The 20,689-nt window shown below is 48.5% G+C and carries 18 protein-coding genes; 7 read left to right on the top strand and 11 right to left on the bottom strand.

What is annotated here, in order from left to right; all coding sequences use genetic code 11:
* Positions 1-282: 282 nt before the first annotated feature.
* From DXT99_RS17730 to DXT99_RS17715, 4 genes are all read right to left on the bottom strand, one after another.
* Complete coding sequence (locus DXT99_RS17730; RefSeq protein WP_246000814.1) at positions 283-675, bottom strand: co-chaperone GroES; 393 nt, start codon at positions 673-675, stop codon at positions 283-285.
* A 1-nt stretch (position 676) separates the two neighbouring features.
* Positions 677-1,204, bottom strand: coding sequence for a hypothetical protein (locus DXT99_RS17725; RefSeq protein WP_115566919.1), 528 nt, complete (start codon positions 1,202-1,204; stop codon positions 677-679).
* Between the two features lie 123 nt (positions 1,205-1,327).
* Positions 1,328-2,500 (bottom strand): homogentisate 1,2-dioxygenase, encoded by a 1,173-nt coding sequence (locus tag DXT99_RS17720; RefSeq protein WP_115566918.1) that lies wholly within the window; start codon positions 2,498-2,500, stop codon positions 1,328-1,330.
* 59 nt (positions 2,501-2,559) lie between these two features.
* Positions 2,560-4,221: a S41 family peptidase gene (locus DXT99_RS17715; protein WP_115566917.1), complete on the bottom strand. Its 1,662-nt coding sequence runs from the start codon at positions 4,219-4,221 to the stop codon at positions 2,560-2,562.
* Positions 4,222-4,673: 452 nt separating this feature from the next.
* On the opposite strand from DXT99_RS17715, the gene ruvX reads away from it, so the two are divergent.
* Positions 4,674-5,090 (top strand): Holliday junction resolvase RuvX, encoded by a 417-nt coding sequence (gene ruvX, locus DXT99_RS17710; RefSeq protein WP_115566916.1) that lies wholly within the window; start codon positions 4,674-4,676, stop codon positions 5,088-5,090.
* A complete protein-coding gene (gene def, locus DXT99_RS17705) occupies positions 5,087-5,656 on the top strand; it encodes a peptide deformylase (protein WP_115566915.1) in 570 nt (189 codons plus the stop codon). The genes ruvX and def overlap by 4 nt, the downstream gene beginning before the upstream one ends.
* Before the next feature lie 100 nt (positions 5,657-5,756).
* Here def and DXT99_RS17700 read toward each other — a convergent pair whose 3' ends face one another.
* Positions 5,757-7,016: a hypothetical protein gene (locus DXT99_RS17700; protein WP_147294247.1), complete on the bottom strand. Its 1,260-nt coding sequence runs from the start codon at positions 7,014-7,016 to the stop codon at positions 5,757-5,759.
* A 241-nt stretch (positions 7,017-7,257) separates the two neighbouring features.
* A complete protein-coding gene (locus DXT99_RS17695) occupies positions 7,258-8,907 on the bottom strand; it encodes an alpha-amylase family protein (protein ID WP_115566913.1) in 1,650 nt (549 codons plus the stop codon).
* 393 nt (positions 8,908-9,300) lie between these two features.
* Between DXT99_RS17695 and DXT99_RS17690 the strand changes: the two genes are divergently transcribed.
* Positions 9,301-10,185, top strand: a complete 885-nt coding sequence (locus DXT99_RS17690) for a DUF3078 domain-containing protein (RefSeq protein WP_115566912.1) — start codon at positions 9,301-9,303, stop codon at positions 10,183-10,185.
* Between the two features lie 72 nt (positions 10,186-10,257).
* A complete protein-coding gene (locus DXT99_RS17685) occupies positions 10,258-11,235 on the top strand; it encodes a zinc dependent phospholipase C family protein (protein WP_115566911.1) in 978 nt (325 codons plus the stop codon).
* Positions 11,236-11,249: 14 nt separating this feature from the next.
* Here DXT99_RS17685 and DXT99_RS17680 read toward each other — a convergent pair whose 3' ends face one another.
* From DXT99_RS17680 to ettA, 3 genes are all read right to left on the bottom strand, one after another.
* Positions 11,250-12,170 (bottom strand): ion channel, encoded by a 921-nt coding sequence (locus DXT99_RS17680; RefSeq protein ID WP_115566910.1) that lies wholly within the window; start codon positions 12,168-12,170, stop codon positions 11,250-11,252.
* Between the two features lie 158 nt (positions 12,171-12,328).
* On the bottom strand, positions 12,329-13,315 hold the full coding sequence (locus DXT99_RS17675; RefSeq protein ID WP_181885158.1) for a GNAT family N-acetyltransferase: 987 nt from the start codon (positions 13,313-13,315) through the stop codon (positions 12,329-12,331).
* Between the two features lie 638 nt (positions 13,316-13,953).
* Entirely contained in the window at positions 13,954-15,624 is a 1,671-nt protein-coding gene (gene ettA / locus DXT99_RS17670) for an energy-dependent translational throttle protein EttA (RefSeq protein WP_115566908.1), read from the bottom strand.
* Positions 15,625-15,979: 355 nt separating this feature from the next.
* Between ettA and DXT99_RS17665 the strand changes: the two genes are divergently transcribed.
* The 3 genes from DXT99_RS17665 (at position 15,980) to DXT99_RS17655 (ending at position 18,641) form a co-directional block, all read left to right on the top strand.
* Complete coding sequence (locus tag DXT99_RS17665) at positions 15,980-17,293, top strand: DUF349 domain-containing protein (RefSeq protein WP_115566907.1); 1,314 nt, start codon at positions 15,980-15,982, stop codon at positions 17,291-17,293.
* 302 nt (positions 17,294-17,595) lie between these two features.
* Positions 17,596-17,817, top strand: a complete 222-nt coding sequence (locus DXT99_RS17660) for a DUF2795 domain-containing protein (protein WP_025608825.1) — start codon at positions 17,596-17,598, stop codon at positions 17,815-17,817.
* A 98-nt stretch (positions 17,818-17,915) separates the two neighbouring features.
* Complete coding sequence (locus DXT99_RS17655; protein ID WP_115566906.1) at positions 17,916-18,641, top strand: ABC transporter ATP-binding protein; 726 nt, start codon at positions 17,916-17,918, stop codon at positions 18,639-18,641.
* Between the two features lie 138 nt (positions 18,642-18,779).
* Here DXT99_RS17655 and DXT99_RS17650 read toward each other — a convergent pair whose 3' ends face one another.
* On the bottom strand, positions 18,780-19,457 hold the full coding sequence (locus tag DXT99_RS17650) for a 2-C-methyl-D-erythritol 4-phosphate cytidylyltransferase (protein ID WP_115566905.1): 678 nt from the start codon (positions 19,455-19,457) through the stop codon (positions 18,780-18,782).
* A 148-nt stretch (positions 19,458-19,605) separates the two neighbouring features.
* Positions 19,606-20,652: a tRNA preQ1(34) S-adenosylmethionine ribosyltransferase-isomerase QueA gene (gene queA, locus DXT99_RS17645; RefSeq protein WP_115566904.1), complete on the bottom strand. Its 1,047-nt coding sequence runs from the start codon at positions 20,650-20,652 to the stop codon at positions 19,606-19,608.
* Positions 20,653-20,689: the final 37 nt, after the last annotated feature.

Genomic DNA, 20,689 nt, shown 5'->3' with positions numbered 1-20,689 from the left:
GAGCGAGGGCAGCTTCAAATGCACAGCGCGATGCCCTTAAGAGGGCCCCTACCCCCACGACGAGGCCTCTCGGCCTTGAGAGTTCGGAGAGAAACAATGGAACAGTAGGTGAGATGCCGCTGGATATGCTGAATCTACGCAGCCTAGGTAGAGTAAAAACTCCGAAGCTATAGAATGGTGTTTATGAGAAGCGGTATTATACGAGGTACAATGGACCCGGTACAACAGAAAAGGCCACACTTATCCAATAAGCGTGGCCCTTTTACCGATGAATAATAAACGTTACAAATCCTCTTCACGCACCAGCATCAGCACCGCTGACTGTGGCACAATAAAGTAGCGTTCGTCTAAATAACTAATTTCGATGGCGTCGCGCTGCAGGTAAATAGCGAGATCGCCCTCTTTAGCCTGAAGCGGAATGTAGCGCACCTCTTCCTCCTCCCCTCCCCACGACTCGTCTTCATAGCCATAGTCTGCCGGAATCGGGTAGCCCGGGCCCACCTTCATGATGTAGCCTTCCTGCACCTTCTCCTTTTGCTGCACTCCGGGCGGCAGGTAAAGGCCGCTCTTCGTCTGGTCGCGAACAGTCTTTGGCTTTATCAGTACCCGATCGCCAACAATAATGATCTTCTCTAACTTATTCTTCTCAGAAATCCTCATCTGTAATGTATGCATTTTATATTGGGTCTGCTGTCACTTTAAACCGCATGTCAGCCTTGATGGTTATATTACGGGAAACGGGTTTGGCCAGCGCCGCTTTTGTGCGGATGTTATACGTGTCTCCTTTTATAAACTCATCGAGTGCAGCATTAGTTGACTTTAAATTTAACGTAGTTGCGTTTGTCGGCACCTCTTCCAAGTACGCAATCATCACCTCGGCTTGATCCTCGCTTGAGATATAAATTTCAATCTTCTTCAGGAAGTTAAAATTCTCTTCCTGCGGATCGGTTATCGTCAGGTTCAGCCTGTTTAATGTTACGTCTTTTACCAGTTCTGCGCGGGTCTTGTTGTTCTTAAAAGTTTCTTCTGAGTTAGTGGTAATCGTGATGGGGGTAAGCGGCACCAGCGTTCCAACCGGAAAGTAAGACTCGATGGTGAAAGTCTCTTCCTCCTCCATATAGAAGGTAAGCAAATCATCCACTTTCTCACAGGCCACGGCAAAAAAAGAAAATAATACGACTACTGCTAAAGAGATTTTATTCATAAAATAAGGGTGAGATGTAAGTTATAATGCAATTAGCGGCAGGGAGAATGGCTTCAGCCGAACATCCCTGCCGCTAATTTACAAATGCCAAAGCATTTTACATTAAATATCTCTTATATATGCTTATCCCTTGCCGTGCTCGTTCCAACTCATCGGGTAGTTTTCGTCCATGTACTGCACCGCCTCCTCCGTCAGATGCAACGGCTTGAACGTATCCACCATCACGGCATACTCTTTTGTCTCTTTCTTGCCAATGCTTGCCTCTACCGTACCCGGGTGCGGACCGTGCGGAATACCGCCCGGATGTACTGTAAACGAGGCTCTATCCACTCCTTTACGGCTCATAAAGTCACCTTCCACATAATAGAGCACCTCATCAGAATCTACGTTGGAATGGTTGTACGGGGCCGGAATAGACAGCGGATGGTAGTCGAAGAGGCGCGGTACAAAGGAGCAGATAACAAAGTTATGCGCCTCAAAGGTCTGGTGCACCGGCGGCGGCTGATGAATACGGCCCGTAATCGGTTCAAAATCGTAGATGGAGAACGCGTAGGGATAGAAGTATCCATCCCAGCCTACGGCATCAAAAGGACTGAAGTCATAGTAGTACTGATGCAGCTCCCCTTCTTTTTTAATCTGCACGAGCCTTTCACCGCGCTCTGATTCCGTGATGAGTTCCACAGGCGGCCGCATATCGCGCTCGTTAAACGGCGAGTGCTCCAGCAATTGCCCGAAATGGTTGCGGTAGCGGCGCGGTGTCTCCACCGGGCTAAACGACTCTATGACCAGCAGGCGCACCTGCCCGGCATCAAACCTGAATTTATGGATGACTGTGCGCGGAATCACGAGGTAATCGCCGGGCTTAAAGGGGATGCGCCCCATTTGCGTGAGCAAATCCCCGCTTCCGTCGTGCACAAACACCACCTCGTCTGCCTGCGCATTCTTGTAGTAGTAATCCATCTCAGGTTCTGATGGAGTACAGATACTGATGGCTACATCGCTGTTGAAAAGCATGGTTTTACGGGCGCTGAGGTAGTCAGGGCCTGTTGTTTCCACGTTCAGGGTGCGCAGGTGATGCGGCGCCAGCTTAATGTTTTCTGCCTTTTTGGGAGCATAAGGTTTGGGCTCTCCAATGCGGCTTATTTGTGTGGGTGGGTGAATGTGATACAACAGGGAAGACACGCCGCTGAAACCAAGCGTGCCGACCAGCTGCTCTGCATAAAGGCTGCCATCCGGCTGCCGGAACTGGGTGTGTCTTTTTTGAGGGATCTCTCCTAACCGATAGTAATAAGCCATGCGATGGTGTTATGTTTATGGTTCAGACACAGTATACGCGCTGCTATACAGTGTTACGTTTACGCTCCGCCCTTTGCCAAGCTCATGGCCTGGTTAAAGTGTTTCAGGGCCTGCTGAAACTCCTCATCCGACTCATGCAGTACCGGAAAAAAACCTGTATTGCCATAAATACTGCGTGCTATAAATGCTTTTATATTATTACGAAGCAGGTTCCTGGACCGTTTGTATTCTTCCTCCTTGTACTCCACGTTTTCTGCATTCGCCATCTGCACCACCTCCTGCAGCATCTTATCTGTTACCTGGAAGTTCCTGTAAAATTTCTCAAACGGCATCTTGTCCAGCTCCTTTCGGTGATCGCGGTAGTACTCAAGGGTGTATTCCCGGATAATGTTCTTGTTATACAGCTCACTCAGATAAGGTGAAAGCTCCATGGTATCGCGGGCTACAAACACATCCGGCATAATCCCCCCGCCGCCATATACACTACGCCCACGCAGCGTCTGGTACTTCAGAGAGTCCACAAACAGGCTGCTGTCCGGGTGGAAGTATTCGCCGTTTTCGAAGCGGTGCATGATATCCATCTCGTATTCTTCGGAACCGGCTGTGTAGGGCTTCTGGATAGAGCGGCCACTTGGCGTAAAATAACGGGATATCGTGAGGCGCAGCTCAGAACCATCATTCAGCGGAATTGGCATCTGTACCAAACCTTTACCAAACGAACGGCGGCCCACAATCAATGCCCGGTCGTTATCCTGCAGCGCACCAGCCACAATCTCGGCGGCAGAGGCACTGCCTTCGTCCAGCAGCACGATGAGTGGCCCGTTTTCAAAATCTCCTTTGGTGCGGGCATGGGTTTTGGAGTCATATTTATCGCCTTTGCCATCAGTATACACAATCATTTTCTCACCTGATATAAACTCATCTGCCATCCGGATGGCATGGTCCATATAGCCGCCGGGGTTGCCACGCAGGTCCAGTATAAGCCGCTGCATCCCTTTGCGCTTCAGCTCAGTGAGCGACTGCTTAAACTCCTCGTAAGTGTTAGCCGAGAACCTGCTCACTTTGATATACCCTGTTCTATCGTCCACCATATACCCTACATCCACTGAGTGTGTTGGTATTTTACTGCGCTGTATGGTGAAGGTAAGCGGCTTTTTAGTGCCCTCCCGTTTGATTGTAAGACTTACTTTGGATCCTTTCGGCCCACGCAGCCGCTGGAAAACGCCCTCGTTGTTAATGCCGATGCCAGCCACTTTATCTCCGTCTACTTCAACTATCTTATCTCCGGGCTGTATGCCTGCTGCCTCCGACGGGCCTCCGCTGAGCGGTGTGATGACGTAGATGGTGTCCTTGATGATGTTAAACTCCACCCCGATGCCCTCAAAGTCTCCTTCCAGGTAAGAGCGGGCCATGGCGATTTCATCCGCCGGAATATAGGCGGTATGCGGGTCCAGCTTCTCCAGCATTTTGGTGATAGCAAAATCCGACAATTCCTCTATGTCCACCGTGTCCACATAGTCGCGGTCTATATAGCTCAGGATATCCCGGAACTTCAGGTAGCTCTTAGCAGTGCCCTGCGGGTTGTTGCTGGAAGGCGAAAAGGTGGTAGCCCCTATCAGCACTCCCACAACCAGTGCCATCGCAATAAACAGCGGCAGCTTTATCTGAAATGGAGAGTTCCGGACGTTTCTCTTTTCTTCCCCGTGCTCCATGTTATCCATATTCTTACAAATTATTAGTCAATATACCTGTCTTCCCATAAGTACCACAGCAACCGGTGCCGCTGTTAAAGAGGTGCCACAAGTTAATAAAATTATACCGGAGGGGTTATTTTAGCTATACAAGTACAAGTTGCGAAGGTTGCAAAGTACACCGGCTATATTACGCCTCCTCTGTATCTATAACACCATCTAATTTAAAATAATTTAATTTATACATCATCTACTTCATACTATTAAGCACCACTTTTAGATGTACGGCTTCATTTCATCGACGTAACCGTTGCAGATCCACAGAACAGCGAAAAAAACTTTAGCGCTACTAATCACTGCAGGCAGACACTGGAACACCGGCTGATGTAACGGAACTATGCGTGAAGATGTGTAAGAGCAGCCACTCCCTTGCTTATAAGAAACAAGATAATTCCTTACCTTTGCGGCTTAAGAACAGACAAATGGGCAGGATAATGGCAATTGATTACGGGACAAAGCGCGTGGGTATAGCAGTAACCGACACGCTGCAGATAATCGCCAGCCCTTTAGAAACCGTTCATGCCAAAGATGTGTTATCCTTCCTGAAGGCGTATGTACAGCGCGAGCCGGTGGAAGCTATTGTGGTGGGAATGCCGCGCCGCCTCTCTGGCGAGGACACGGAGGCGACGCAGCACGTGGTAGGCTTCGTGCGGAAGCTGCAGAAGGAGTTCCCTGCCATACCGGTGCATACCGTGGACGAGCGTTTTACATCTAAAATGGCGCAGGCGGCCATGCTGGCGGGTGGCCTGAAAAAGAAAGACCGCCAGGACAAAGGCACGGTGGACCGTGTGAGTGCCGCCATTATTTTACAATCGTATTTAGAAAGCAGAACTATATGATTTACCCGATTACCGCTTACGGCGATCCAGTTTTAAAAGAAGAAGCAGAAGATATCCCCAAAGATTACCCTGACCTGAAGGAGCTTATCGAGGATATGTACTCGACCATGTACTTTGCCCACGGCGTAGGCCTGGCCGCGCCACAGATCAGCAAAAGCATCCGGCTGTTCGTGATTGACTCTGAGCCGATGATGGACGATAAGGACAAAGGAAAAGGTGTGAAGAAAGCATTCATCAACCCTGAGATTATAGAGGAAGACGGGGAGGAATGGGGTTTTGAAGAGGGCTGCCTGAGCATACCGGGCGTGCGGGAGGTCGTGTATCGCCCGGAGCGCATCGTGATACGCTATTTCGACGAAGAGTGGAATGAGCATGAAGACACCTACGATGGCATGAATGCCCGTGTCATTCAACACGAATACGACCACATTGAAGGCATCCTGTTCACTGACCACCTGAACGGCCTGAAGAAGCGCCTTATCAAGAACAGGCTGGCTAAAATATCAAAGGGAGACGTGGACGCTGACTATAAAATGAAATTCCCGGCTCTCTCAAAGAGAAGATAGACCATGATATCAAAGAAATAGTTAAGCCGCCTGCTACAGTTTTTGTGGCAGGCGGCTTTTGTTTATATGAGCTACGAAAGCACCTCTGGAAGTAGCTTATCTAGTTCATATTCTTGGTGAACCTCCTTGCCAGTCCTATTTTGTTTTCTTTGTTGACGTTCAGATTGAATACACTATTGAAGAACGCCTGGTAAGAAAGATCATCAGCTTTTTCAATTGTTACTTTAGCTAATTTCAGATTTGATAAGCTCCTGTCTTTCAAGAGTGACACATTCAAAGAGTTGATAAACTGCTTTGGATTGAACGCGGTTTTAGTAGTTGGAGAGAAAATCGTCCAGAAGATTTCATTGCCACTATCTGTCCAGGTAGAAGCATAATAGGTAGGCAAATCTTTGTCAAACTGCACACTCAGACTCTCAAATGACTTACTGTTTAACTTGATATAAGATTCATCAATAAAAGAAAGATGCGTCGGCACTGAATCAGCAAAACTATAATACTGATAAGCATTAGATGATGCATCAGACCAAGTTGAGATGAATTTATAAGCATAGATATCACTCTTAGGATAGATGATGTCGTAGCCCGACTGGAATCTTATGAAGTTAGTATAATATAGCCACAGGTAATTATTGTAATTGTTTGCCACAGGATATCCGAACAAGAGGGTTGATTTTTCCTGAAGGTCCTGAGAAGTTCTGTAGGTAGCTTTTGTAGCCTCTTTCATCTGCGTCAGATCTATGGTAGCATTCTTCTGAACTTCTGCAGAAATCTTGTAAAGATTGCTTTCTGGCACAACAAAATAGGTGTGATTAGTAGATTTGCGCTTGGTATACTCTATTTCTAATGAGCCCTCGGAAGGATTGTAAGTATAACCTGAGCGTAGCGCGTAGGTGTTTGAAAAATGAAAATCATCACCTGGAATAGGCGGAACGTTCAAGTACTTAACCGTAGCGGCTTCAAAACCTTCTCCAAAAGCTGGATCGTTATTGTAAGGGAGATATTGGTAACTGTCGCTGGGGGTTATTTGCCAGTTATTTGGATTTGCCTGTACATAGGAATCTACAATTATTTTATCATAGTCCTTTGCGTGAAAAACAGTCGTTACAACAAATTCTGTCTCTAAAGTTCTGACTTCGAGGGTATGCTGCTGACGTGTTGATAGCAAAGTGTCTAACAGGATTTTCCCACTATGTTCAGAGAGAATCAACTCGGCTGTCTCTATACTGTAATTAGCTGGTTCCAAGCTGATACTTAGTTGAGAAACAGGCAATAAACTAGGCTCTCCTCCATCCTTGTCTTTTTCACAGCCAAAGAATAGAAGAGAGCTGAAAAGGGTAATCCAAAATTTCTGTTTCACTGGTCTTATATGGTTATATTGTTGAAGGCTATTTATGCGTCATCAGTAACGCATCATATACCTATAGCAATAGATGACCGGGACCAGACTGCCGAATATACTATATATTAAAATTAGCATAAAGCAAATTGGCGACTATTTCCTGCCTTTCAGTAGAAATACTTTCTATACAAATTCCCCTGTTGCTTTAGCTTGTAATACACCTAAGCCAGCGTTCATAAATACCGTATTCTGTCATAATTTAAACCTTATGAAACAAATGGCTTAGGTCACCGGCACGGAACCAGCGATAGCCATACGCGTCCATCGTGATGTGATGAATACCTTTTTTATCGGCCACACTTTCGCTAATGGCCATCAGGTCTACCAGCTTTGCCTCCTTTTCCTGTTTCAGGTCAAGCTTCACCTCGTGGGCCTTTTCGTCAAAGTTGTGGAGAATGACTAAGGAACTGCCTTCCCAGCTATAGTGCATCCCTAACACCTGGGCAAGCCCTGTGTTCAGTATCTGCCACTGCCCCCAGCCTATTTCTATGCACTCCTGGCGCAGGCGGATCAGGGAAGTCATCCAGTTTAGCAGGGAATCGGGTTCGCGCCGCTGAGTTTCCACATTTACATGTTTGTAGGCATACGGTCCTTCATCTATTAAAGGGTGCACCAGTTTTTCTGCTTCCGAAAAGCCAGCCTGCCCATTACCCGACCATTGCATAGGGGTGCGCACGGCATTCCGTTCTTCCAGTTCAAGGTTATCTCCCATGCCTATCTCGTCGCCATAGCGAATAACCGGTGTTCCGGGCAGGGAAAACATCAGGCTGTAAGCCAGTTCAGACTGCCTTTGGTTACCCAGCATGGTAGAAAGCCGCCGGCGAATTCCACGGTCGTATAACTGCATATGCTTTTCGGGAGCGAAACGGGCAAACACTTTTTGCCGCTGCTCCTCAGTGAGCCGCCCCAGGTCCAGCTCGTCATGGTTGCGCAGAAACTGAGCCCATTGGGTAGCATGCAACTTGTTGCGGGTAGCCTCCAGCGCCTCCTCCAATGGCTTGGTATCGGCCGTGGCCAAAGCATAAAACATGTATTGGTTGACGTAGAAATTAAACATCAGGTGAATACCTTCCCCATCCTCGCCAAAGTACTGCTGGCTTTCGTCAGGTGCCACATTGGCTTCACCCAGCAGCACGGCATCTCCTTTTCGCCATTGCAGGAACTTCCGGAACTCATGCAGGTATTCAAATCTGATCTCCCGCTTGGTTTCACCAGGGATCTGGGTTTCCAGCAAGAAAGGCACTGCATCTACCCGGAAACCGGCTACGCCTAATTCCAGCCAGTACCCCATGATCCGGCGAATCTCGGCGCGCACCTCGGGGTTATCTATGTTTAGGTCAGGCTGGAACTCATAAAAGCGGTGGAAATAGTAGGCTTTGGCTTTTTTGTCATAGGTCCAGGTAGCCTCCTGTTCGCCGGGGAACACCATGCCCTCATCCCAGTCATCCGGTTTCTTTTTGGACCATACGTACCAGTCGCGGTGTTTGGCATTTTCGCTGCTCCGGGCATCCTGAAACCAAGGGTGTTGGTCGGAGGTATGGTTGACTACCAGGTCAATGATAACTTTAATACCGCGCTTCTTGGCCTGGTGCATGAACTCTACAAAATTACCGCTGGAGCCATGCCGTGGATCTACGCCGTAGTAGTCGCGTATATCATACCCGTTATCAAGATTTGGCGAGGGTTGAAATGGTGCCAGCCATACAGTGTCTATGCCCATGGCATGGAGATAATCGAGGCGGCGGGCAAGTCCTTCGAAGTCGCCAACGCCGTCCCCGTTCATATCCATAAAGGTTTCGAGGTCGAGGCTGTAAATAATTGCGTTTTTATACCATAGGTCTTCTATCATGGGGTGCTGCTTTTAATAAGAAATGTTTTTAAAATGAGTTGTTGGTTTTGCGTATACGTAAATAGACAGGGAAAAAGGTTTGTGGTAGCGGACGGGACATGTTCAACATGTTTTGATTTATATGCCTCAGGTAACCATCATCCTGCTAATATTCTGCTCCTCAAACAGTCTTTCCCGGCGTTAGTTTTGGTTTTACCGCCTTCCTAGCATTAGCTTTGCCAGATAACCGAATACTTCAAACATGCTCTAAAGTATTCGGTTATCTGGCAAACTTGTTTTTATACGGCACGGGCAGAATGTGGTGGTGCCGGCAAAGAGTGCACAGCCAACATCACCGTCTCTGCATCCTTCAGGCTGCCCGAAATAGACAACGAACCATTGAATACCTTTATCATGAATAAACTTTTACTTACGCTGTTTGTGCTGCTGTTAAACTCGGCCATAGTACTGGCACAGACAGAAGCAGACACCACCTGGCGGAGAACCTTCTCTGCGGGCATTAACTTAAACCAGGCGGCATTCAGCGATAACTGGAGAGCAGGAGGCATCAGCTCTATTGCGCTCAACTCGCACCTAGATGCCCGGGCCGATTATAGCAGGGGCCGTGTTACCTGGGACAATGAGGCGCAGCTGCAGTATGGCCTCATCAAAAACAAGGGAGACGAGATGCGCAAGAGCGTTGACCGCATTTACCTCGACACGAAGTACGGCTATAAGTTTACTTCTGACTGGAACGCTTTTTTTTCTGCCAATTTCCTCTCCCAATTTGCACCGGGCTATGATGATGAAACCGATGCTGACGGAAATAAAGTACTGGTGTCTAACTTCCTGTCGCCGGGTTACCTGACGTTTGCCTTGGGTGCAGAGTATAAACCCAATCCATCGTTTTCTTTACGCCTGAGCCCCTTTGCACCGCGTTTTACTTTTTTAGTGGATGACGAAGTAGCAGCTGACGACCGCTATGGTGTACCGGAAGGAAGGAAAGTACGCACTGAGTGGCTGGCTGCGATGGTGCAGGCTACTTTCAAGCGTGACATTGCCACTAACATAAACCTGAGGCTCAATTATATGGGCTATCTTAACTACGGAGAGTTTACCTTCAAGCGGGTGGACCATCGCCTTAATGCGGTGCTGAATGCCAAGGTGAACCGCTACATTAACGTAAACCTGACGGGCAACCTGATTTATGACTACGACCAGGATGCAGACATACAATACAGCCAGTCCCTGGGCCTGGGTATACTTTACACGTTGCAGGGATTTTCGCTGAACAGGTAATGCATAACCGTTCCTGTGGCAGAAACATAACGCAGAAAACCAATAAACCAGCTGTTGCCGTATGGAACAGATATGGCTGGCAAACAACGTGTTGTTCTTTTTCTCCTGTTCGCATTCCTCCTCCCACACCTGGGCTACAGCTGGGGCTTCTTTGCCCATCAGCGCATTAACAGGCTGGCAGTGTTCACGCTGCCACCGGAAATGATTGGCTTCTATAAAAAGCACATCCGCTACATCACCGAAAATGCCGTAAACCCGGACCGCCGCCGCTATGCCGTGGAATGGGAAGCACCCCGCCATTACATTGACCTGGATGTGTACGGCGACAGCGCCCTGTATAAGATGCCGCGTTTCTGGCAGCAGGCCGTGGAGCTGTATACTGAAGATACCTTGCAGGCTTACGGCATTGTGCCCTGGCACATCAGCCTGATGAAGTACCAACTGACGCAGGCGTTTAAGGAGCGGGACCTCGACCGTATCCTGCGCCTCAGTACCGAGATGGGGCATTATGTGGCCGATGCCTGTGTGCCGCTGCATACCACCCAAAACTACAACGGCCAGTTTACCGGCCAACGCGGCATACACGGTTTCTGGGAATCGCGCCTGCCAGAGCTGTTCTCCGGCAATTATGACTTTTTTGTAGGCCAGGCACAGTATATTGAGCAGCCACAGCTGCGGGCATGGGATTTAGTAGCCAGTGCTCATACCGGCCTCGACTCTGTGCTTTACTTTGAAAAGCAGCTGACACAGGCGTTTGACGAGGAAAAGAAATACAGCTTTGAGGTGCGAAACAGCCTCACCACCCGCGTTTACTCCCGCGCCTTCTCAGAAGCTTACAGCGACAAACTGAACGGGCAGGTAGAGCGGCAGATGCGCTTGGCCATCCGCACAATTGCCAGTTACTGGTATACCGCCTGGGTAGATGCCGGCCAGCCAGATCTCAGCACTTATCCAAAGGTGCTCACAGCAGAGGAGCAACAGCGGCTCGAAATGGAGAAAAAGGAATATGAAGCAGGTCCGCACAAACCCCGTGAAGAAGGCGACAATTAAGCATCTGGCAATTCTTATAACGCAGGCTCACTTACAGGCTCCGTCTCGTGCAGTTTAAGCAAATCCAATACAATTTCTCCTCTTGTGTCCGAATTATAAACTTCTTTAAAGCGCACATCCCACAGTATTTCATTAAACCGATAGGAGAATCGGGAGTGGACTGTCTGCCCATATGCTTCGTCATAGCCCTTTATCAGGACCAGCACCTCCGCACGCTTCTCTTCTAATTCTTTTGGAGTTACATTGTAAAGCGGACTTTCTTCATCAATGTGATGCATGATTGTCCAGCTTAGCGGGAAGAAATAGAGCGAAGACTGCTCCAGTTTCAGGTTATAGTAGTGCCGACTGAAGTTGGTGTCCTGCACCATCAGCATGACCCTGGCCTCCATCTCAAGCAGTACACTATTGCGCTTATTGGCAAGCCGGAACTGCAGACTCTTTCCCCCTTCATGAGGAGCAATAATCGCGTTATTACTGTATAATATACGAACATGCGGCTTGGCGAAACGGCTGAACACGACACCGGTAATAATTGCAAAACCCACCCAACCCATAAAGGACTCTAGGGTAACCACCAGGTTCGTAGCCATACCGTGCGGTGCTAAGACGCCATACCCTACTGTCGTAAATGTCTGCACACTAAAGAAAAAAGCGTTAAGAAAAGGCGGAAGGCCAGGCTCTATACCATGCAGGTTTTCTACACCACACCACAGGTACAGCAGGGCAAACAGGCTATTAATGAACAGGTAAAAGCACAGCAGAAGAAAAGAAAGCCGCCCTACAGAGATGTTCTTCAGGTATTGGTAGGCATCGTACAGGCGCAGCTCTCTTCCCAGCTTCACAATGTTAAACGAGCCATCCTTGTTTATCAGGCGCTTTGTCCGGCTATTATACTTTTCTCCTAATCCAGGATCTATGGTTCGCCTCCACATCATACTTTTAGGTTCGATCAGTTGCGGTAAGATACAAAAGTATAGTGAAATGTATGTATCTCAGCGCATACCTCTCAGCCTGAAAACAGGCGGCACGGTAGATGCCAGCAGGCTGATTAAAATTGACTCTAACCCCAAAGCTTATACAGCTGAAGCGCTTGCTAACCTCTTAGCCTCCGGACCAGGCGCATCCGGGCTTCCCGCATGAGCTTCACTCCTTTTGGCAGGCGGTTGTACTTTAGCACTGGGATGGGCTTTACTTCGGGGCCGAAGCTTTTGTAAAAGTGGAGGATATCCGGCTCCCGCTCATCAGGGCTCTCAAAGTCGAACAGCACCTCCTGCCCGGCGTGTTCCCGAATCATATGGTCGATGAGAAGGGTGCGGCCATTCTGCTTCCGGCCGTGCTGCGGGGCAGCGTTGAAAATATAGACAATACGCCCGCCCCAGAAAATGAAAAGGCAGCCGCTGTTTTGACGCCCTTGTTTATCCACGGTATAGTAAAGCTTTCCCACCCCCTTCTCCTTCAGCACCTGGTACAACTGCCGAAGCATTTCGTAAGCCCCTTCTGCTACACCGCCATAAATACGCGCTGCTGTTTCTTCTTTAAAAAACCGGATGATGGGTTCTATGTCGTCACTCTCCTCTATTTGCAGGGCTGCATTCTGCGCGCGCTTCAGGTTCATCTTTCTATCGCGGGAGTAGCCCGTATACAGCTGCTCATAGCTGCTGCACAGGTTCAGGTACAGCGTTAAGGTATGCTCTACCTGCACCTCTGGCCGCGGCAAGGTGGGCAATTGGTTATCGGTGTTAAAATGATAGTCTGCCACGTACCGGAAACGCCTGTATATTTCCTCTGTAAAGGCCTGATAGGTAGCTGGGGGTATACTCGTCTCTAAAGCGTAAACTCCCAGCTGCTGGCAAAACAAGGGCTGCTGCACGTAGCGCATGCCCAGCTTACGCCGCCACGGCACTGGCATCACTGCCTTATATATACCTGCTGCGTCTGCTTCCACCACGCCTTCCCAGTCAGGCGACACCACATCAAGGTACCAGGACATGGCGTATACCTGCCGCTGCGGTGAAAGCGCTACCACGGCATTCCACTGCTCCAGGTCAATGTCTGCGTGTTTTAGGTAGAGAACCGGCATGAGGTATAGATGGTAGGGCTTTGAGGAGGGCTGCAAGATACAAAAGTGCGGCAACATCTATAACGCATTCTCTGCTCTATACAGGGCAAACAGAAAAGACGCAGGGTTTCATTTTGAACATGCCATAACCCAGAAGAGGCTGCCCTCTTCGGACAGCCTCTTCTGGGTTACACGTTGGAGTAAAAGATTTAGGATACTACCAAAGCAATAGTACCTACGATGGTAAAATAGCCAGCGATAAGCCAGTAGGCTACCGCATCACTATTGGAGTAAATTTTTTTCATAATTGACATCCATTAAAGTTAGAGAACACTTTAAACCTCTGGCTGTCTATAACTTAGTTTACGAAACGAATTTAACTTTGTTAAATATTATCATATAAAAAAGAAATATTTATACAAAGTTGCAACACTGATGATTAGATAGTCCAATCGCCCCAGGAGCTTCTTCTACTGTTTGAAAATTATCAACAAAGAAAATGGCCTAATTCTTTGGAGTGCGCGTGGTGAAAACCTTGGTAAGCGGAGAGGCCAGGCAATTCTTTTAAGAAAGGAAAAAAACACAAAAGGCCGCTGCAATTAAGCAGCGGCCTTTCCATAAGCAGTATCAGAAATTAGTTAATACTCCTGAATATACTCCTATACCAGTTTTTTATAACGGATGCGCTGCGGCTCTGCATCACCCAAGCGCTTCTTCTTATTCTCCTCGTACTCGGAATAGTTACCCTCAAACCAGTATACCTGAGAGTCGCCTTCAAAAGCAAGGATGTGGGTACAGATACGGTCCAGGAACCAGCGGTCGTGGGAGATGATCACGGCGCAACCGGCAAAATTCTCCAGTCCGTCTTCCAGCGCACGAATGGCGTTTACGTCCAGGTCGTTGGTTGGCTCATCGAGCAGTAGCAGGTTACCACCTTCTTTCAGCGTCATGGCCAGGTGCACGCGGTTACGCTCCCCACCCGACAGTTTGTCTACTTTCTTCTCCTGATCGCCACCCGTAAAGTTAAACTTGCTCACATAGGCGCGGGATACCACCTGGCGGCCAGCCATCATCATGTGCTCGGTACCACCGGAAATCACTTCAAATACAGACTTGTTTGGCTCCAGTTGGGTGTGCTCCTGGTCCACGTAAGAAATCTGCACGGTAGAACCCACTTCAAAGTTACCGGCATCGGGCTTCTCCTGCCCTGTAATGAGTTTGAACAAGGTTGTTTTACCAGCACCGTTCGGGCCGATGATCCCTACAATACCACCCTGCGGCAGCGCAAAGTTCAGGTCTTCAAACAGCAATTTATCGCCATAGGCTTTGCTCACGTGGTTTACCTCAATTACCTGGGAGCCCAGGCGCGGGCCATCCGGGATAAACAGCTCCAGTTTCTCTTCTTTCTGATTAGCGTCTTCTCCGGCTAGCTTATCATACTGGCTGAGACGCGCCTTTGATTTGGCATGGCGTGCTTTTGGAGCCATACGCACCCACTCCAGCTCACGCTGCAGCGTTTTCTGGCGCTTGCTCTCCGATTTCTCCTCCTGCGCCAGGCGATTCGCCTTCTGCTCCAGCCAGCTGCTGTAGTTGCCTTTCCATGGAATACCTTCGCCACGGTCCAGCTCCAGAATCCAGCCGGCCACATTGTCAAGGAAGTAGCGGTCGTGGGTTACGGCAATCACAGTGCCTTTGTATTGCTGCAGGTGCTGCTCCAGCCAATCCACCGACTCTGCGTCGAGGTGGTTGGTTGGCTCATCCAGCAACAGCACGTCCGGCTCCTGCAACAGCAGGCGGCAAAGGGCTACGCGGCGCTTCTCACCACCCGACAGGTTTTCTAACTTCGCATCTTCCGGAGGCGTACGCAACGCATCCATCGCACGCTCCAGGCGGTTGTCCAGTTCCCAAGCGTTCAGCTGGTCCAGTTTCTCCTGCACCTCGCCCTGGCGCTCGATGAGCTTGTTCATCTCATCGTCCGTCATCTCCTCAGCAAACTTCATATTGATTTCGTCGAACTCGCGCAGCAGGTTCACTACTTCGCTCACGCCCTCTTCCACCACCTCACGCACTGTTTTGGTCGGGTCCATCTGCGGCTCCTGCTCCAGGTAACCTACCGTATAGCCCGGAGACCACACCACCTCACCCTGATACTCTTTCTCAACACCTGCAATGATTTTAAGCAAGCTCGACTTACCAGATCCGTTCAGACCCAGCACCCCGATCTTGGCGCCATAGAAAAATGATAGGTAAATGTTTTTAAGCACTTGTTTCTTTGGCGGGTAGATCTTGCTTACCCCAGCCATCGAGAAAATTATGGTTTCGTTACTCATGCCGTAGATTATAGTGTTATGCTAATATTTCAATTAATAAAGCGGAGGTTTGCTGCTCTCTGCCGCTGCCTCCTATCTCTCTGATATTTTATTTGTTAAAGAATTACAAATATCGTAAAAATTCATGCTACGCGCTTCACAAAATTGGTTGAAATCATTAAACTTGTAAAAAAACTGTATGGGTATAGTATGTCCCGACTTATTTTAGCACCAGATAACCGATTAATGTAGTGTTACTAAATTAACTTTACTATATAGAAGTAATTAAAACGCTGCAGGTGAACCTGCGTATGCAAAGGTTAGTCTAATTCTGTCGCCTTACCCTATTTTTTCGACCCATAACCCTATCCAGTTAATGGAAAACAACGATCTATTGGAAGAAGCCAAAAAGTATGGCTTTATTCAGGACCAGCAAGTGTGGCTGAAGCCCTTTATGAACTACCCCGCACGGCAGGTAGGCGAAGTGAAAGAGTCTGAGGATGATTCGCTGGTGTATTTCGCGAAGCGTTTCGAGATGTTTCAGGACAAAGTGAAGAATTTGCTGGAGCGCATTGAAACCTCAGAAAACAAAGGCTCCTTTCTGATGAAAGTGCTGCACATGAAGGAACAGGTAGGAAGCTACGATGCCTTAGGTGACTTTGAGAGAATCTACCATACCCTCAGCAAGGCGGAGGAAGACATAAACGAGACAATAAAGCAGAACCGCGAAAAGAACCTGACCACCAAAATTGCGCTCACACAGGAGGCCGAGGCCCTGACCAACAGCATTGAATGGCAGGAGACAACTGAGAAGCTGAAAGAACTGCGGGGTACCTGGATTAAAACAGGGCCTGTGGAGAAAGAGCTGACAGAGGAGATTGAGGAACGCTTCAGAACGGCTATTGAGAACTTCTTTGAGCGGAAGAAAAACTTCTTCGAGGACAAGAAGAAGATGCAGAACCGCATCTACGACAAGTACCGCGATCTGATTTCGCAGTCAGTAGCCCTGCAGAATTCTGAAGACTGGGAAGGCACCACTGCCAAACTGAAGGCTTTGCAGAACCAATGGAAAGAAGTAGGCGGTACCCTGCCACGCAAAACCATGACGCGGCTATGGACAGATTTCCGGAAGGCGCACAACCATTTCTTTGAGCGCCTGAAGAAGAAAATCAACAACGAGAAAAACGAGTCGAGGGGAAAATACTACGAGACCAACTTTGAGCGTAAAAAAGAACTGGTAGAGGAAGGCGAGCAGCTTTTGCAGAAGCACACCCTCGGAAACGCTGTAAAGCGCGCGAAAGAGCTGCAGGCAGAGTGGAAAAAAGTAGGCCCTGTTAGCCCCGAGGTGTCGGATATGATCTGGGAGCGCTTTATTAAGGCCTGCGACAAGGTGTTTGAGATGAGCAGCCTGGAACATTATATCCGGAAGCGCCAGCAAACCGCTAACGAGCCCCTATCTGAGACAGATGACCTGCAGGCCCGCATCAATGCGCTCAAAGACTTCATTAAATCAGACAGAAACGAGCTGGAGGTACTGGAAGACAACTTAGGCAAGCTGAGTGACACTCCTGGCAACGATACTTTCCGTAACATGCTGCAGGGTAAAATCCGAAACTTTAAGCGCAAGATCAACACGAAGACAGAGATGATCGAAGCATTTCAAAACCAGCTTAGCACTATCAGCAGATAACAATATCCTCCTGTTATAGTCATTGACAACTTTCTTATGAACAGCACCTGTTGCACCCGCAGCAGGTGCTGTTTTACTAGTACTCTGTTCACCCCATGTCTCTCCTGTAGCTGTTGTTATAGATGCTCTAAAAAGGCAAAAAAATATTACACCCTTTTTGAACATTTGCTTATTTTTTGCGTTGTGTTGGTAAAAACAGACAAAAAAAGCAAGTTTATTTATGCTGAAAATTTTTGTTTTTGTTTTTATTCATACTTTTGCAAACCATTTCAAAAAGCCAATATTTTAAAGGAGAAAATACTATGTACTGGACACTAGAATTAGCATCATATCTGGAGGACGCACCTTGGCCAGCCACTAAAGATGAACTTATCGATTTTTCTATTCGCTCAGGTGCCCCAATGGAAGTTGTAGAGAACCTGCAAGCCCTTGAGGACGACGGACAGCCTTACGAGAACATCGAAGAAATCTGGCCTGACTATCCTACCAAAGAGGATTTCATGTTTAACGAAGACGAGTACTAAGATTAGTTATGAATGATGAATTAAGAATTATGAATGGTTTATCTTGAAACTGTCTGTAATTCATAACTCATAATTTGTAGTTCATAATTGATTTAAGCTTGATCATTGAAGTAAAAAACCTGGTTGCGGGCTACGGACAGCGCGTCCTTATCCGCAACCTTTCTTTTTCTGTACCAGCCCCCACTTTTATCGCCATTATAGGGCATAACGGCGCTGGTAAAACTACGTTCTTTAAGGCCTTTCAGCAGAAGGTTGCTTACGAAGGGCAACTGCTGGTGCAGGGCAAAGACCTGAAGCAACTCGCTGACGCGACAGAACAGGGCCTGCTCTCCTACCTTCCTCAAAAGAATACTGTTGGCTTCCCCATCAAAGTACACGACCTCGTGGTGATGGGGCTGTTCCGGAAAAAGCGATTTTTCCAGAACTACAATGCCGCTGATTACGAACTGGCCGCTCAAACACTCGCGCAACTGCAGCTCTCCCACCTCATCGACCATGACTTTACGACACTTTCCGGTGGCGAACAGCAACTGGTGTGGCTGGCACAGCTCATACTACAGGACGCTGCTATAAACCTGCTGGACGAGCCGACGCAGCAGCTCGACGTGTACTATAAAAATCAGGTGTTTAATCTACTACAGCAGTGGGTGCACCAGCAGAAGAAAACGGTGCTCTGCATTACCCACGACCTGCAGAACCTGCCACAGCTGCAAGGTTACCTCCTCAACCTCTCCAAGCCTGCACCAACTTTGGAAGCCATCACACCCGAATCCGTACAGGCCAATCAGGCCTTTCTGGAAGCAGGGCGACAGCCGGTGCTGTAAAACTTAGAAAAAAGGCACTAGATTAAAGACAGAAGACCTCTTTACTGGCGCCGGTATCTAACCGGTGACGCACAGTGGGCGTGAGTCTCCAGACTCACTTGTAATGCAGCCGCTCAAGGAAAATGAGCCTTATAGCGGCTACTGCTCCTTTGCAAAAGCCTCCGCCAATACAAGGTCTTCCGGAGTTGTTATTTTGATGTTGCGGTAACTCCCTTCTACCAGCACAATCTTCTCCCCTAACTGCTCTACCACCGAGGCATCGTCCGTGAAATGCTCCTGTTCCGCTTGTTCATAAGCCCTGCGCAGTATACCTGTCCGGAAACACTGTGGCGTTTGCACCAGCTTATAGTTGGCCCGCGGCACAGCCTGGTTTCCCTCCGGTGTGAGCTCCCTGATGGAGTCTTTGGGCGATACCGCCACAACGGCACTGCCATGTACTGCGGCTGCCTCGAAAGCGGCTTTAATAGTAGTTGTTTCCACAAACGGCCTCACGCCATCGTGCACCGCCACCAGCCCCTCTCCCTGCACCGCATCCAGGCCATTCTTAACAGAGCCAAACCGTGTTGCTCCGCCTGCTACCGCCATATGGAAGATTTTGAAGCCGTGTTTTCGGCAGAGGTCGCGCCATGTATTCAGTTGCTGCTGCGGTAGCACCACAATCAGGCGCAAGTCAGGGTTATACTCATAAAACCGCTCTATGGTATGCATCAGGATGGGCTTGCCAGCCACCTCTATAAATTGCTTGGGCACCTCGTGCTGCATCCGGCTGCCTGAGCCGCCTGCCACTATGATTGCATATTCCGGAAGTTGAGACATGGGGAGTTTGGGAGTTAGAGGGTTTGGGAGTTAGAAAGTTAAAAGGTTAGAAAGTTAGAGAATGTATCTCAGGAGCGAAGCATGTATAAAACAAGATGCCCCGACTTGAGTGGCCGGGGCATTTTTTAAAAGATTTATCTGGCAGCTACTACAGCACCAGCATTACGTCGCCGTAGCTGAAGAAGCGGTATTTCTCCTTAATAGCCTGCTGGTACGCTTCCATAATCAGCTCGTATCCACCAAAGGCAGCCGTCATCATCAGCAGCGTAGACTCCGGCATGTGGAAGTTCGTTACCAGTGAGTTCGCAATTTTAAAATCGTACGGAGGGAAGATAAAACGGTCTGTCCAGCCTTCGTTCGCTTTCAAGCGGTTATTAGCCGACACAGAAGACTCAAGGGCCCGCATGGTAGTGGTACCAATAGCTACTACACGCTTTTTGTTATCAAGCGCATTGTTAACCATGCTTACAGTCTCTGCCGGAACCATAAAGTTTTCTGAGTCCATTTTGTGCTTCGTCAGGTCTTCCACATCCACCGGGCGGAAAGTTCCTAAGCCAACGTGCAGCGTCAGAGGAGTAACGTCCACACCTTTTATTTCAAGGCGCTTCAACACTTCTTTTGTAAAGTGCAAACCAGCAGTAGGGGCAGCCACGGCACCTACGTTCTTGGCATACACTGTCTGGTAACGTTCCCGGTCTTCAGGCTCGGCCTCACGCTTGATGTACTTCGGAAGCGGTGTTTCGCCCAAATCGTTGATGGCTTTGTAGAATTCCTCATCCGAGCCATCGAACAGGAACTTGATCGTGCGGCCGCGGGATGTGGTGTTGTCGATTACTTCGGCCACCAGGTCGCTTTCGCCAAAGTACAGTTTGTTTCCTACACGGATTTTACGGGCAGGGTCTACCAGCACATCCCACAGGTGAATGTCTTTGTTTAGCTCACGCAACAGGAATACTTCTATTTTAGCGCCTGTTTTCTCTTTGTTGCCATAAAGGCGTGCCGGAAATACTTTTGTATCGTTCACCACCATCACGTCGCCTTCGTCAAAGTACTCCAGGATGTCTTTGAAAACGCGGTGCTCAATCTTTCCCGAGTCGCGGTGCACTACCATCATACGGGACTCATCGCGGTTTGCGGAGGGGTGAGTGGCTAAATATTCTTCAGGGAGGTCGAATTTAAATTCGGATAATTTCATATATTAAATATTACGGTATTTAATGTGTTCTGCTTCT

Source organism: Pontibacter diazotrophicus (assembly GCF_003367245.1).
In the GTDB taxonomy this organism is placed as follows: Bacteria; Bacteroidota; Bacteroidia; order Cytophagales; family Hymenobacteraceae; genus Pontibacter; species Pontibacter diazotrophicus.
The sequence above is the reverse complement of the archived record's forward strand: the minus strand, read 5'-3'. Positions and strand labels throughout refer to the sequence as shown.